Origin of the sequence: Ochrobactrum sp. P6BSIII, from assembly GCF_014138065.1 — a bacterium.
GTDB lineage: Bacteria > Pseudomonadota > Alphaproteobacteria > Rhizobiales > Rhizobiaceae > Brucella.
The window spans coordinates 293985-307015 of record NZ_JACGXB010000001.1; the positions used below are offsets into that span (position 1 = coordinate 293985).

Here is a 13031-nt window from a genome sequence, read left to right on the forward strand (position 1 = left end):
TGTATATTCATGAATTACCCGTGTTAACCATTAATTAAGATGTTGGGCGATGAAGCGGCAAATCGAATTGACTCCGAAGTGTTTCAGATTTTAACGTTTCGTTAATAAACGAGTATCCGGCAAGGACCAGATCAAAGGTCCCCACCAAAGGCGTTGAGTATGTTTTGCGTAGTTCGCTCGACCAAGAAAATTATGGCAGCTGCTGCTTTCGCGGCTTCGGTGCTGATGACAGGCTTTGGCGCTGAGGCAGCCTCTGGCGACTTCATGCAGACCGGAAAGGTCACGTCCCAGCCGATCGGCCATTACGAATTCTGCAAGCGCGAAGCACAGGAATGCAATATCGCCAGCCGCGATACCAGCCCGTTGCAGCTTGGCCATGCCAACTGGCAGCGGATTGTCGAAGTCAATCTTTCGGTCAACGAACGCATCAAGCCGATGACCGATATGGAAATCTACGGCGTCGAGGAATATTGGGCTTATCCAACCACCGTCGGCGATTGCGAAGACTATGTGCTGCTCAAGCAGCGTGAGCTGCAAAAGGCTGGCGTTCCGATCACCGATCTTCTGATCACTGTCGTGCGCAAGCCGGATGGTGAAGGCCATGCCGTCCTGACCGTCCGCACTGATCGTGGTGACTTCGTCCTCGACAATCTGACCGACGAAGTTCTGCGCTGGAACGAAACCGATTATACCTATCTGAAGCGTCAGGCCACGAACAATACCGGCCGCTGGGTCAGCATCGAAGCCCCGGACAACCTGCTGGTCGGCTCGGTTCGTCACTAAATCATAAGCTTCCAAAAATTGAATTCAGACCCGGAACATGCTAGACAGTCCGGGTCTAAAAAGGAGAGGCCGGTGCGGTTAGCCCGGCTCCCATATACAGCGTCTGGCATGATGCATGTATGGGTCCTGACCTTCGCGGTTCTGTTTGCAAACCCGTCGAGTCCCCTGACCTTCAACTCCGGAGCAATGGTGCGCCGGAGGATCAAGGGTTTGGACAATGAAACAGCAAATCTCCGTTATCACACTTGGTGTCGCCGACTTGGCCCCTTCGCGTCGGTTCTACGTCGAAGGCTTCGGTTGGGTGCCGATTTTCGAGAATGAAGAGATCGTCTTCTATCAGATGAACGGTTTCGTGCTCGGCACCTTTCTCAGAACTTCGCTGGAAGCCGACATGAACCGGAGCGGCCTGTTACAGCCCGGCGCATTTTCGCTTGCCCATAATGTGGAGCAAAAATCCGATGTCGCGCCGCTGATGCACCGGCTGATAGAGGCCGGTGGAACGCTGCTGCGTGCTGCCGACGCGCCTCAACATGGCGGCTTTCGCGGCTATGTCGCTGACCCCGACGACCACGCCTGGGAAATTGCCTGGAACCCTGCCTGGCAGATCGACGAAAACGGTCTGGTGACCTTCGGACTTTAGCCCTGCGACGTAACCGAATCTGTTTAAAACCATCCCGGAGAGGCGAGTGGACTTGTCTCTGCGGGCTGCTCCGCGCTCATATGAGCGACGGAGTGCAAGGGGCAATTCCGCATCGCCACTATTTGCGCTATGATTTGATTCTGGCTGCTTCCACGCCTCCCCCCTCCAATCGGGAAAGCATTTTCCATGCAGGAAGTATCAATCATCGAACCGACTGTTCGAGCATAGATGCATGAGGAGGGATTGCGATGACCGCTCGCCACAGAAGGTCACAATGATGAAATTATCATCTCCCATTTATCACCTGAAACATCACGCGAAGCGCCTTTCACGCGATGCCCGAATTCCACTTCACGCCGCGCTGGACCAAGTGGCTGCGCAGGAGGGCTACAAAAGCTGGAGCATGCTCGCGCAGAAATCGTCGGCCTCCATGTCCGGCAAGGATCTGTATCAGAGCTTGCAAGCTGGCGATCTGGTTTTGATCGGTGCGCGTCCCGGCCATGGCAAAACACTGCTCAGTCTGGAGATTTTGATCGAAGCGATGAAGGATGGAAGGCGCGGTCTGTTCTTCTCGCTCGATTACAATGAGAAGGATGTGGCAAGCCGTTTCGATTATCTGGGTACTCGTCCCACACTTTTCAGCGACCGTTTTGTCTTCGATTGTTCTGACGCGATCAGCGCCAGTTATGTTGCGGAGAAGTTGAACCGTGAACCGGCAGGCAGCTTTGCTGTTATCGATTATCTGCAAATCCTCGACCAAAAGCGCGACAAGCCGGAGCTTATGTTGCAGATCAATGCGCTCAAAGCTTTTGCCCGCGAGCATGCGATGACGATCATCTGCATTTCACAAATCGACAGGTCTTTCGATGCTGATGTCAAGGTCTGCCCGGACCTCGACGACGTTCGATTACCCAATCCGCTTGATCTGTCGCTGTTCAATAAAACCTGCTTTCTCAACAACGGAACCTTGCGGCTCCAGCTCAACGGCAGTTGAGCGTCAGCGAAGGACTATCTGCGGCGTGAGCGATCACGCCGCAGAAATCAACCGTTCCGCACCGATGCGATAGGAAATTGCGCCAGCCAAATGGATGCGGCTGACCTGATCCACGCCGTCGAGATCGGCCAGCGTGCGGGCAACTTTCAGGATCCGATGATAAGCCCGAGCGGAAAAGCGCATCTGCTCGCTGGCATCGCGCAACAGCTTCAATCCCGCCGCATCCGGTCGTGCCACATCCTCGATCAGCTTTGCCGAACAATGAGCATTCGTCATCGACGGATCGAAACCCAGCGCCGCGTAGCGGGCAGCCTGAACGGCCCTGGCACGGGCCACCCGTTGCGCCACGGTTTCGCTGCGCTCCGACTGCGCAGGCTGAATGAGGTCCAGCGCCGAGATGGCGGGCATGTCGACACGCAGGTCGATACGGTCCAGAAGCGGCCCGGAAATCCGCGCCTGATAATCCGTCTGGCAGCGCGGTCCCCGAGCGCAAGTGTGGCCGGGTTCACCTGCCATCCCGCAACGACATGGGTTCATGGCGGCAATCAGCTGAAAACGCGCCGGATAGCTGGTGCGATGATTGACGCGGGCGATCAGACATTCTCCCGTTTCCAACGGCTGGCGCAGTGAATCCAGCACCTGTGGCGAGAATTCGGGAAACTCGTCGAGAAACAGCACGCCATTATGTGCGAGCGACACTTCGCCCGGCCGGGCGCGCAGGCCGCCACCGACCATCGCCGCCATGGATGCCGAATGATGCGGCGATCGGAAGGGCCTGCGGTCGGAGAGTTTTCCACCTGCCAGCTCTCCAGCTATGGACGCGATCATGGACACATCCAGCAATTCACGCGGAGACAGGCCCGGCAAGATCGATGGCAGGCGCTGCGCCAGCATCGACTTGCCCGAACCGGGAGGGCCGACGAGAAGCAGGTTATGATTACCCGCTGCAGCGATTTCCAGCGCGCGCTTTGCCGTTTCCTGCCCCTTGATATCCGCAAGGTCCAGCAGATTTTCGCTGGAAACGCGCATGGAGGGATCGGGCGGCGTCAGCACCTGCGTTCCACGAAAATGATTGGCAAGCGCGATCAGGCTGCGCGGTGCGAGAATGTCGATATTGGCACCAGCCCAGGCCGCTTCCGGCCCACAGGCATGTGGGCAGATAAGCCCCTTCTCTTCGCGATTGGCCCCGATGGCAGCAGGCAGAACACCCGCCACCGCTGTGATCGATCCGTCGAGCGACAGTTCACCCAGCACCAGATAGGATTGAATGGCGTCGGCGGGAATGGCGCCGATGGCCGCCATCAGCCCGACCGCGATCGGGAGATCGTAATGCGACCCTTCCTTCGGCAAATCGGCAGGCGCCAGATTGACCGTGACACGCTTGGTGGGCATGGACAGCCCGGATGCGTGCAAGGCTGCCTGTACACGTTCGCGGCTTTCCGCCACCGCCTTGTCGGGCAGGCCGACAATCGAGATGCCCATCTTGCCCGGAGCAACCATGACCTGCACATCGACAGGCACTGCTTCTATGCCCTGAAAGGCAACTGTTCCAACCCGCGCGACCATAAGCCCCCACTCGCCACGCAGCACATCCCTAAAGTGAGAAAATGCTTAAATACAACCAGAGGATTTAAGCATTTTTCCCGAAACAGATCAAGAACGTCGTATGGCGGTTGAGGGCTGGAATTTACCAGGAAACGCGCGCACCTATGCGACCTGAGAGAAGCCTGAAGCGCTCACCGCCAAGATTGAACTCATAGGATGCATTGGCATAGAGCGAGGTATTGTCGGCAACCTTGGTCGTGAAACCGGCACCGAGTTCCAGGCTGGTTTCTTCCCAGGACGGGCGAAGCCGGTCATTGTTGAAGTAGATCGTATCGCTCGCCTTGAACTGGTGCCAGACATTGGCCAGCACGAACGGATTGAACGGCCGTTCGTTGATGGTGTAATTGCCTTGCAGGCGCGCACCGACACGGCCGGTCCATGAGTCGTTATTGTCATAGCTGATGGTGCCGCCGGGATCGGTTGCATCATCGAAATTCTGATACTGCCAATAAATCTGCGCCTGCGGTTCGATCACCCATTTGTCGGTGATCGAGAACTTCTTGCCCGCTTCCAGAGAAGCCGACCATTCCTTGCCGTGGAAGCTAGAACTGTAATTCGCCACAGATTCCGTATCGATGCTAAGCCAGGAGTGCATGACGATGGCGTCAATATAGGCCTCGTCTTCCCAGGTATGGGTCCAGTAGGCGCCGAGACTGTAGGCATCGACATCGATATTACCGATCTCGATATTATTGCCGTAGATGTTTCTGGCGCGCATGTCGCCCCAGCCGCGCGCATAGCTGGCCATGAGACCGAACGTATCGAGCTGACCATTATCATGTTCGGCGCGATAGACCGGCACGCCGAACTGCATGCCCCACTGGTTACCCTTATAGCGCTGATCGGCAAATGTGCTCAGGTTCTGGCGATACTGATCGCCGAACACGCGCGCCCAGATGATGTGCTTGTTTGCCTCATCACCGAACCAGGACTGTTCGCCATGGCGTTCGTGGAACGTGCCGAGAGCCACGCGCAGGAGGCCGCGCACGACGGTGGGCGTTGCGCCGAGGATCGGAACTTCAGGACGAACCAGCGTGACGCTGCCACCATCGTCGCCGTCACCCGATCCACCTCCGGTGCCGCCTCCAGTTCCACCACCGGAACCTCCGCCAGTCCCGCCGCCCGTACCGCCGCCTGATCCTCCACCGGAGGAACCGCCGCCGCCGGTATTGCCATCGCCGTCGCCATCACCTTCATCAGGTCCCGGCAACAACCAGATCGGCAGATCCGGATTTGTCGCGTCAATGCCATCGAAATTGTTGCGCAGATACCAGTTGTTCTCCGTGCCAGCCGTCACGCCGCCTTGCACCAGCTGATATTCGTAAATACCGGCAGAAGCGCGCTGCGCCAGACTAAACGTACCCTCGCCGGTGGTCGCTCCATTAACGGCCTCCACCACGAGAATGCCGTTCTGCTGGGTCTCTGCACCCGTCCCTCCAACATTGGTGATCACGATACCGGTTGAACCGGTCGTCGTGCCGCCCGAAATAACCAGCTTGTCGGACGGCGCATTGTCGCTGGCCAGAACCGTATTCAGCCAGAGCTGGCCGGAATTGCCCTGATAATTGCCGACGATGGTGAGGCTGTCCGACGTGGAATTGGAGCCATTGGTGAGATCGATAATGCCAGCATTCACCACCTGCGTGAGACTGCCGCTCACTGCGGGGCTGATGGTCCATGTGCCGCTGCCGGCGCGCAGATAGCTGGTCGAATCGATGGTGAGCGTGCCGGTCGAAGTGCCGCTGTCGCCGAGCGTCAGATTGCTGTTCATCGTCAGCTCGGACGCGCTCTGGAGCGCAATAAGCTCCCAGTTGATCAGGCGCTGCGGATTGCTGCCTTTGGTGTTCTGCCAGACCAGCTGATCTGTGCCGAGCCCGCCATTGATCTGGATGCCTTTCAGCTGGGTATCGGTCAGCCCCTGAAACACGGCGACGTCATTTTCCGTGCCCATATCGATGCCGCCGATCAGACCGCCAGTCCACAGCATATAGTCGGCGCCCGCGCCCGCCATCAGTGAGCCGGTAACTTCACCGCCGGACAGGAGGAAGACGTCGTTGCCGGCGTCCTGATTCACTGTTGCGCTGACACGACCGCCGCGCATGTCGAAAATATCGTCGCCGGAGCCTTGCGAAACGCTGCCGTTTATCTGGCCGGGATCGTAATTGATGATCGTGTCATTGCCGGAACCGAGCGCAATCGTGCTCTGGATCGTGCCGTAATTCTGCACATAGGTCTGGCTGGCGCCGTTGACGAAAATGCCATTGTTGAGCGAAGCGCCAGTGGTGTTGGTGATATTGGTCGCACCATCGCCATTGATGGTGACGCCATTGTTCAGCGTACCATCATTGGTAATGTTATTGGTGCTGTTGCCGGTGAAGCTGAAAACCGAATTGATATGCGAATTGACGTAATTATGGACCGTATAGGTGCCGTTGCCGCTGATCGTCAGGCCACCATTGATCGTGGCGCGATTGTCGAAAACGAGGCTGGTCGCATCGGTTATGACCGCGCTCTGCATATTTCCCGAATTGTCGACGGTTAGCGCACCCATGCTGCTGGCCGTGAACGGACCATTCAGATTGGTGTTCTGCTGGATCACGACATCAAGGCTGCCAAGCCCGCTGGTGCTGAACCCGTTCGGATTGCCGTTACAGATGACAGTATCGCCGGAAGCCGGAGATGCAGGCGTACAATCGGCCAGCGCGGTCTCTGTATAGGGAAAGAGAAGAAGAACCCCGATGACGGGTATGGGCATTTTAAACTGAGGTGCGGTTAAGCGCAGTGATGGAAAGGCGCGACTTTTTCTGTTCTCAGTCGAATTACGCATTAAAATCCCCTCAACACTATCCGACAAATCACTGAATATTTCGAATTCTGCATTAAAGAGCGGGATTGGCAATAACATAAATTAGATGAATCTAACTTTATCAGATAGTGTTGCCCAAACTGACGTCTGAGACAGAAGCGACATGTTTCATTTTGGTTTTGCAAGTTTTCTCAATGGTATAATCATAATAAGCGATTATCTGACTAACAAGAAACGGGCTCCCATTGCTGGAAGCCCGTTTCTCAATACTGATAGATTTTGAGCTAAAACAACCTTGCCCCGAATGAACCGGGCACGCGCGCGCTTTTATCGCTTTGCTTCCACGGCATCCCAGAACAACGCAGCGATATTGGTGCCGTCGAAACGCTCAATCTCGCGGATACCCGTTGGCGAGGTGACGTTGATTTCGGTCATATAATTGCCGATCACATCGATGCCGACGAGAATGAAGCCGCGCTCCCGCAATGACGGACCGATACGTTCGCAGATTTCGCGTTCGCGCGGCGTCAGCTTGCTCTGTTCGGCCTTGCCGCCAGCATGCATATTGGAGCGGGCGTCGGTTTCAGATGGCACGCGATTGATCGCACCCACCGGCTCGCCGTCGATCAGGATGATGCGCTTGTCACCTGCGCGCACATCTTTCAGATAACGCTGGGCGATGAACGGCTCGCGGAAGAGCTGGCCGAACATTTCGAGCAGCGACGAGAGATTGCGGTCGCCATCGGCCAGATGGAACACACCCGCGCCGCCATTGCCGTAAAGCGGCTTCAGGATGATGTCGCCGAACTCCCTGCGGAATTCCATGACTTCCTGCGGGTCCTTGGTGATGAGTGTTTCCGGCATCAGATCGGGAAACTCGGTAACGAAGATCTTTTCGGGGCTGTTGCGCACCCAGGCCGGATCGTTGACGACCAGCGTCTTCGGATGAATGCGCTCCAGAAGATGCGTGGTGGTGATGTAGTTCATGTCGAAGGGTGGGTCCTGGCGCAGCAGCACCACGTCCATTTCCGACATGTCGCGGCGGATGGGCTCGCCCAGCGTGAAGTGGTCGCCCACAACGTCGCGTATGTCGAGTTTTTCAAGACGGGCTGAAACAACGCCATCGCGCATCGACAGGCGGTCAGGCGTGTAGTGATACAGCTCGTGGCCGCGCTTTTGCGCCTCCAGCGAAAGCGCAAATGTTGTGTCGCCCTTGATATTGATCGTGCTGATATGGTCCATCTGGACCGCGACTTTGAGAGCCATGATTTCCTCGCGATTCGAAGTTGCGGGAAATCTAAAACGGAATGAACCGGCGATATAGTGCCTTTCTGCCGTCAAAACGCCGCCGTTCCTACCTTTCAGGCACTTTCGGCCCGACGGAGAAACACAAAAAAGTGTTTACCAAGGGGCCTCACTTCCAAAGCACGCGCCCCACCCCATATGATGGATCACAAATAGATCCCCCTAGATTCAAGGGAACCCCATGAAAAAGATCGGCTTTCTCTCGTTCGGCCATTGGTCGCCCTCACCGCAGTCGCAAACCCGTTCGGCTGCCGATACGCTGCTGCAATCGATCGATCTGGCTGTCGCCGCAGAAGAACTTGGGGCCGATGGCGCCTATTTCCGCGTGCACCATTTTGCGCGCCAGCTCGCCTCGCCCTTCCCGCTTCTGGCCGCTGTCGGAGCCAAGACCAGCAAGATCGAGATCGGCACTGCCGTGATCGACATGCGCTATGAAAACCCGCTTTACATGGCGGAAGATGCAGGCGCTGCCGACCTGATCTCCGGCGGACGCTTGCAGCTCGGCATCAGCCGCGGGTCGCCCGAGCAGGTGATCGACGGCTGGCGTTACTTCGGCTACGCGCCGGAAGAAGGCCAGACAGATGCGGATATGGGGCGCAAACATGCGGAAGTATTTCTGCGCACGCTGAAGGGCGAAGGCTTTGCCCAGCCCAACCCGCGTCCGATGTTCCCCAACCCGCCCGGCCTGCTGCGTCTGGAGCCGCATTCCGAAGGACTGCTCGACCGCATCTGGTGGGGTGCGTCGTCAAACGCCACGGCTGTCTGGGCGGCCAAGCTCGGCATGAACCTGCAAAGCTCCACGCTGAAAGACGATGAGACCGGTGAGCCGTTCCATATCCAGCAGGCCAAGCAGATACGCGCCTATCGCGAAGCCTGGAAGGAAGCGGGCCACAGCCGCACGCCGCGCGTTTCGGTGAGCCGTAGCGTTTTCGCGCTCGTTGACGACCGTGATCGCGCCTATTTCGGTGCTGGCGGCAAGGAGCAGGACAGCATCGGTTACATCGATGAAAACACGAGGGCGATCTTCGGCCGGTCCTATGCGGCAGAACCGGAAGATCTGATCAAGGAACTGGCGCAGGACGAAGCGATCGCCGAGGCGGATACGCTGCTTCTGACTGTCCCCAACCAGCTTGGCGTCGACTACAACGCCCATGTCATCGAAGCGATCTTGAAACATGTCGCTCCGGCGCTCGGCTGGCGCTAGACGCATCGAGATCAGGAGCGGCTTTGTCTCGGAGGAAGGGCAAAGCCGCTTCTTCATGTTTGCCCTATTGGTGCCACGCCAGAGGTTTCCAATTGGTCGGAAGGTATACTAAACACGTAATCCGCAAGACGCTTTTCAGGAGGAAAAGGTGACGTCCGTCAAAACCGCCATATTCGCTGACCATATCGCCGAGCTGGGCGAAGGTCCGGGTTACGATCCACTGACGGGCCACGTCTGGTGGTTCGACATTCTCGGGCAGAAACTGATCGAGCGGAACTGGGACAGCGGCGCGATAGAGGTCCATGACCTCGGCATGAAAGCCAGCGCCCTTGCCGTCATCGACCGCGAGCGCCAGCTTCTGGTCAGTGAACACGGGCTGTTCATCCGCGAACGCGCCAATGGCCGCCTGACCATGCATCATCCGCTGGAAGCCGACAATCCCGTGACACGCTCCAACGATGCCCGCGTCCACCCGTCCGGCTCGTTCTGGATCGGCACCATGGGCCGCAAGGCCGAGAAGGATGCCGGTTCCATCTGGTGGTATCGGGAAGGTCAGGTGAAGAAGCTTTTCTCCGGCATCACCATCACCAATTCGATCTGCTTTTCCCCCGATGGAAAGATCGCCTATTTCGCCGATACCGACCGCAACATCATCTGGCGCGTCGATACCGATCCGGAAAATGGCTTGCCGGTTTCGGAAAAGAGCGTCTTTCACCATCGGATTGAAGAAGGCGGCGTTGACGGATCGGTCGTGGATGCGGAAGGCACCGTCTGGAATGCCTGCTGGGGCGGAAAGGCGCTGCATGCCTATTCGCCGCAAGGCCGTCTGATCCGCTCTATCGAGCTGCCGGTTACCCAGCCTTCCTGCCCGGCCTTTGTGGGTCCAGATGCGGCAGTGATGATTGTGACCAGCGCCCATGAAGGCATGAACGACGAAGCACGCAATGCCGATCCCCATGCCGGAAAGGTACTGTTGCTCGACCTCACATTGGCAGGACGGCACGACCCGCCGGTACTGCTCTAAAAGCTGCCAAAAAGACAAAGGCCCCTTTCGGGGCCTTTTTACATTCCAGAATGCAAGCGCACTTTTCGAGATGTGCTTTAGCCTTCAAAAGCCTCAACAATGAGAACTTCACCATCCGCAACTGTCCGGCGGATCGCGGCTGCAGCCTGATATTCAGGTGAATTGAAGCAATCAAGCGCGTGCTGCATGGTCTCGAATTCGATGACGACATTGCGCGCACGACCCTGTCCCTCGACGGCTTCCGCCTTGCCGCCGCGCGCCAGAAACTTGGCGCCATAGCGCTCGAATGCAACCTTGGAGCCCGCCACATAGTCCTTGTAGCGTTCCGGGTCGCGAACATCCACGCGAGCGATCCAATAGGCTTTTGTCATGCTATCCTCCTCCAACATTATTTACGCAACCGAGCGCATTTCCTCCAGAATGGCAAGCGCTGACGCTTTGCGATCCGCCGCTCCGACAATCGGTCGCGCCACAACGAGATGGCTCGCACCGGCCCGAAGCGCATCCGCAGGCGTCATGACGCGCTTCTGGTCGCCCTTTTCAGCGCCTGCGGGGCGAATGCCCGGAGTCACTACGGCCATATCCGGCCCGATTGCCTGACGGATGGCCGCGGCTTCGGCTGCGGAAGCAACGATACCGCCCATGCCCGCCTCGCGCGCCTGACGCGCACGCTTCAGCACCAGGGTTTCCGCATTGTCGGAATAGCCCGCTTCCCGCAGGTCGGCATCGTCCATCGAGGTCAGCACCGTCACGCCGAGCAGGCAGAGATCGGACCCCTTGGCCGCTTCGACGGCGGCGCGCATGGCTTTCGGATAGGCATGCAGCGTGAGCATCGAGACGCCCATTTTCGCAACATTCTCCACGCCCTTGGCAATGGTGTTGTCGATGTCGAGCAGCTTCATGTCGAGGAAGACTTTTTTCTTCGCTGCAATCAGGCTCTTTGCAAAATCGAGACCGCCCGCAAAAACCAGCTGATAGCCGATCTTGTAGAAGGATACGGCATCACCGAGTTCCTCAACGGCTTTTTCCGCTTCGGCGATAGTTGGCACGTCGAGGCCCACGATCAGCTGATCGCGCAATTCTGTCGTCGTCATGAAATTCTCCGCTGTGATTCTGTCTTGAGCGGGATCTATTTCACGTTGAACATAACCCCGCTCAGGCATTTTGCTTGAGCATGATCTTTTCCGAAAACCGGTGCCCACTTTTCGGGATCATGCTCTATTCGCACAACAGGGCGCGGTACGAAAGATACCGCGCCCTGAAATATGCATATTGAACGGAGAATCAGCCGACCCGGCTGATCACGCTGTGGCAAACGGCTGTGAGCATCTTCGCGCTGCGCTCATCCTTGAGCGTGCCGTCTTCATTGAATGCCGCCGAAGCACGACCGACCGAACATTGCTCGGTCACGACCTGCGTTCCCACCGCCATGAGTACGGCGCGCAGGTGATAAAGCCCGCGCATACCGGCAAACATGCCGTCCGACGTCGAACACAAACCGACCGTCAGCCCGCTATAAGGCCGAAGCGGCTGATCACCATCCTTGGAAATGCGGCTGACCCAATCGAGCGTGTTCTTGAGCAGCGGCGGGATCGACGCATTATATTCCGGCGAGCAGATCAATAGCGCGTCGTGTTCGGCAAAGAGCCGACCGAGCTTCATGGCGTTTTCCGGAACGCCATGCTCCTTTTCCAGATTCTGGTCCATCAGCGGCAGCGGATAGTCGGCAAGCGTGATGCGTGTTACTTCCGTGCCCTGCGCCCGCAATTCCTTTTCGGCGGCATCCGCCATATGACCCGAGAAAGCGCCGATACGGATCGAACCGGCGAAGACAAGAATGCGTGCGGTCATGGACAACTCCTATGAAGTCAGTGTCTGAATCAAAAAGCGGCAGGCCGTGGCGAAAATGGTGATTTCGAGAACCGGAGCGCAGCGTACTTTCGGGTACGTGAGCACCGGAAGCGTAGAAATTGCCATTTGCAGCCCGGCATGGTGACTTTTGGATCAGACACTCAGCCGAGCGGTCTGCGATAAACCCACAGCTGTGCCGGCGGAACGTTGCGCATGACGAAATCATAGTGCTGGACCGTGTAATTTCCACGGCCGGACGGAACCGGTGGCAGAGGACCATAGGTAATCTGCATGAAGGGGCGACCGCGCGGAATACGCGTCAGCATGTCTTCGATGAGCTGGATGCGGCGCGCCATCGGGAAGTTGAGCAACGGCACGGCAGAGACAATACTGTCGAATTGCTGGTCCTTCATCTCGCCAAGCGTGGTGTCGAGATCAAACGCATCACCCTGGATGATGTTCACTTCGGGATATGTCTTGTTCAGATGCTCGACGAAATCCTGCGAATACTCGATGGAGTAAAGATCAGACGGCTTCACGCCATGTTTGAGGATCGCCTTGGTGATGACGCCGGTGCCCGGTCCAAGTTCCAGAACCGGCAGGCCCGAATGAATGTCGATCACACTCGCCATGCGTCGCGCGGTGATGGAGCTGGTCGGCAGAATGGCGCCTACCGCTTTCGGACCGTCAATCCACCCTTTGAAAAAACGGATTTCCTCGTCGAATTTCGCGGCGAGTTTCCTGCCGAGTTGACCTGCCATTCCGCATGCTCCCATTGTCGTTATTGGACAAGTTTATGCCGCTTTCAATTCCCTAAGC

The 13031-nt window shown here is 57.3% G+C and carries 12 protein-coding genes; 5 read left to right on the forward strand and 7 right to left on the reverse strand.

Going from position 1 to position 13031, the window contains the following annotated elements; translation table 11 throughout:
- Window positions 1–159 precede the first annotated feature (159 nt).
- The 3 genes from FHW00_RS01310 (at window position 160) to FHW00_RS01320 (ending at window position 2417) form a co-directional block, all read left to right on the forward strand.
- Window positions 160–783, forward strand: coding sequence for a transglutaminase-like cysteine peptidase (locus FHW00_RS01310; protein WP_078337692.1), 624 nt, complete (start codon window positions 160–162; stop codon window positions 781–783).
- A gap of 217 nt (window positions 784–1000) precedes the next feature.
- The gene (locus tag FHW00_RS01315; protein WP_078337691.1) at window positions 1001–1423 is read left to right on the forward strand and encodes a VOC family protein; all 423 of its coding nucleotides are present in this window, start codon (window positions 1001–1003) and stop codon (window positions 1421–1423) included.
- Between the two features lie 277 nt (window positions 1424–1700).
- A complete protein-coding gene (locus tag FHW00_RS01320; protein ID WP_078337820.1) occupies window positions 1701–2417 on the forward strand; it encodes a DNA helicase in 717 nt (238 codons plus the stop codon).
- A 33-nt stretch (window positions 2418–2450) separates the two neighbouring features.
- Here FHW00_RS01320 and FHW00_RS01325 read toward each other — a convergent pair whose 3' ends face one another.
- The 3 genes from FHW00_RS01325 to gshB all read right to left on the reverse strand — a co-directional run bounded on the left by FHW00_RS01325 (window position 2451) and on the right by gshB (window position 8094).
- Complete coding sequence (locus FHW00_RS01325) at window positions 2451–3983, reverse strand: YifB family Mg chelatase-like AAA ATPase (RefSeq protein ID WP_113533755.1); 1533 nt, start codon at window positions 3981–3983, stop codon at window positions 2451–2453.
- Window positions 3984–4104: 121 nt separating this feature from the next.
- Window positions 4105–6777, reverse strand: coding sequence for an autotransporter family protein (locus tag FHW00_RS01330; RefSeq protein ID WP_176168300.1), 2673 nt, complete (start codon window positions 6775–6777; stop codon window positions 4105–4107).
- A 378-nt stretch (window positions 6778–7155) separates the two neighbouring features.
- Window positions 7156–8094 carry a glutathione synthase gene (gshB, locus tag FHW00_RS01335; protein WP_078337689.1) on the reverse strand — a complete coding sequence of 313 codons (939 nt, stop codon included), beginning with the start codon at window positions 8092–8094 and terminating at the stop codon, window positions 7156–7158.
- 220 nt (window positions 8095–8314) lie between these two features.
- On the opposite strand from gshB, the gene FHW00_RS01340 reads away from it, so the two are divergent.
- A complete protein-coding gene (locus FHW00_RS01340; RefSeq protein WP_078337688.1) occupies window positions 8315–9337 on the forward strand; it encodes an LLM class flavin-dependent oxidoreductase in 1023 nt (340 codons plus the stop codon).
- Between the two features lie 148 nt (window positions 9338–9485).
- Window positions 9486–10361, forward strand: a complete 876-nt coding sequence (locus FHW00_RS01345) for an SMP-30/gluconolactonase/LRE family protein (RefSeq protein ID WP_078337687.1) — start codon at window positions 9486–9488, stop codon at window positions 10359–10361.
- A gap of 77 nt (window positions 10362–10438) precedes the next feature.
- On the opposite strand, the gene FHW00_RS01350 is transcribed toward FHW00_RS01345, so the two are convergent.
- The 4 genes from FHW00_RS01350 to pmtA form a co-directional block, all read right to left on the reverse strand.
- Entirely contained in the window at window positions 10439–10732 is a 294-nt protein-coding gene (locus FHW00_RS01350; RefSeq protein ID WP_078337686.1) for a DUF1330 domain-containing protein, read from the reverse strand.
- A 21-nt stretch (window positions 10733–10753) separates the two neighbouring features.
- Complete coding sequence (pyrF, locus tag FHW00_RS01355; RefSeq protein WP_078337685.1) at window positions 10754–11455, reverse strand: orotidine-5'-phosphate decarboxylase; 702 nt, start codon at window positions 11453–11455, stop codon at window positions 10754–10756.
- A 190-nt stretch (window positions 11456–11645) separates the two neighbouring features.
- Complete coding sequence (locus FHW00_RS01360; RefSeq protein ID WP_078337684.1) at window positions 11646–12212, reverse strand: NAD(P)H-dependent oxidoreductase; 567 nt, start codon at window positions 12210–12212, stop codon at window positions 11646–11648.
- A gap of 161 nt (window positions 12213–12373) precedes the next feature.
- Window positions 12374–12973, reverse strand: coding sequence for a phospholipid N-methyltransferase PmtA (gene pmtA, locus FHW00_RS01365; protein ID WP_078337683.1), 600 nt, complete (start codon window positions 12971–12973; stop codon window positions 12374–12376).
- Window positions 12974–13031: the final 58 nt, after the last annotated feature.

Bases quoted from the DNA above. Each gene is read 5' to 3' on its own strand.
- FHW00_RS01310 (WP_078337692.1), top strand. From the start codon at position 160: ATGTTTTGCGTAGTTCGCTCGACCAAGAAAATTATGGCAGCTGCTGCT.
- FHW00_RS01315 (WP_078337691.1), top strand. From the start codon at position 1,001: ATGAAACAGCAAATCTCCGTTATCACACTTGGTGTCGCCGACTTGGCC.
- FHW00_RS01320 (WP_078337820.1), top strand. From the start codon at position 1,701: ATGAAATTATCATCTCCCATTTATCACCTGAAACATCACGCGAAGCGC.
- FHW00_RS01325 (WP_113533755.1), bottom strand. From the start codon at position 3,983: ATGGTCGCGCGGGTTGGAACAGTTGCCTTTCAGGGCATAGAAGCAGTG.
- FHW00_RS01330 (WP_176168300.1), bottom strand. From the start codon at position 6,777: ATGCCCATACCCGTCATCGGGGTTCTTCTTCTCTTTCCCTATACAGAG.
- gshB (WP_078337689.1), bottom strand. From the start codon at position 8,094: ATGGCTCTCAAAGTCGCGGTCCAGATGGACCATATCAGCACGATCAAT.
- FHW00_RS01340 (WP_078337688.1), top strand. From the start codon at position 8,315: ATGAAAAAGATCGGCTTTCTCTCGTTCGGCCATTGGTCGCCCTCACCG.
- FHW00_RS01350 (WP_078337686.1), bottom strand. From the start codon at position 10,732: ATGACAAAAGCCTATTGGATCGCTCGCGTGGATGTTCGCGACCCGGAA.
- pyrF (WP_078337685.1), bottom strand. From the start codon at position 11,455: ATGACGACGACAGAATTGCGCGATCAGCTGATCGTGGGCCTCGACGTG.
- FHW00_RS01360 (WP_078337684.1), bottom strand. From the start codon at position 12,212: ATGACCGCACGCATTCTTGTCTTCGCCGGTTCGATCCGTATCGGCGCT.
- pmtA (WP_078337683.1), bottom strand. From the start codon at position 12,973: ATGGCAGGTCAACTCGGCAGGAAACTCGCCGCGAAATTCGACGAGGAA.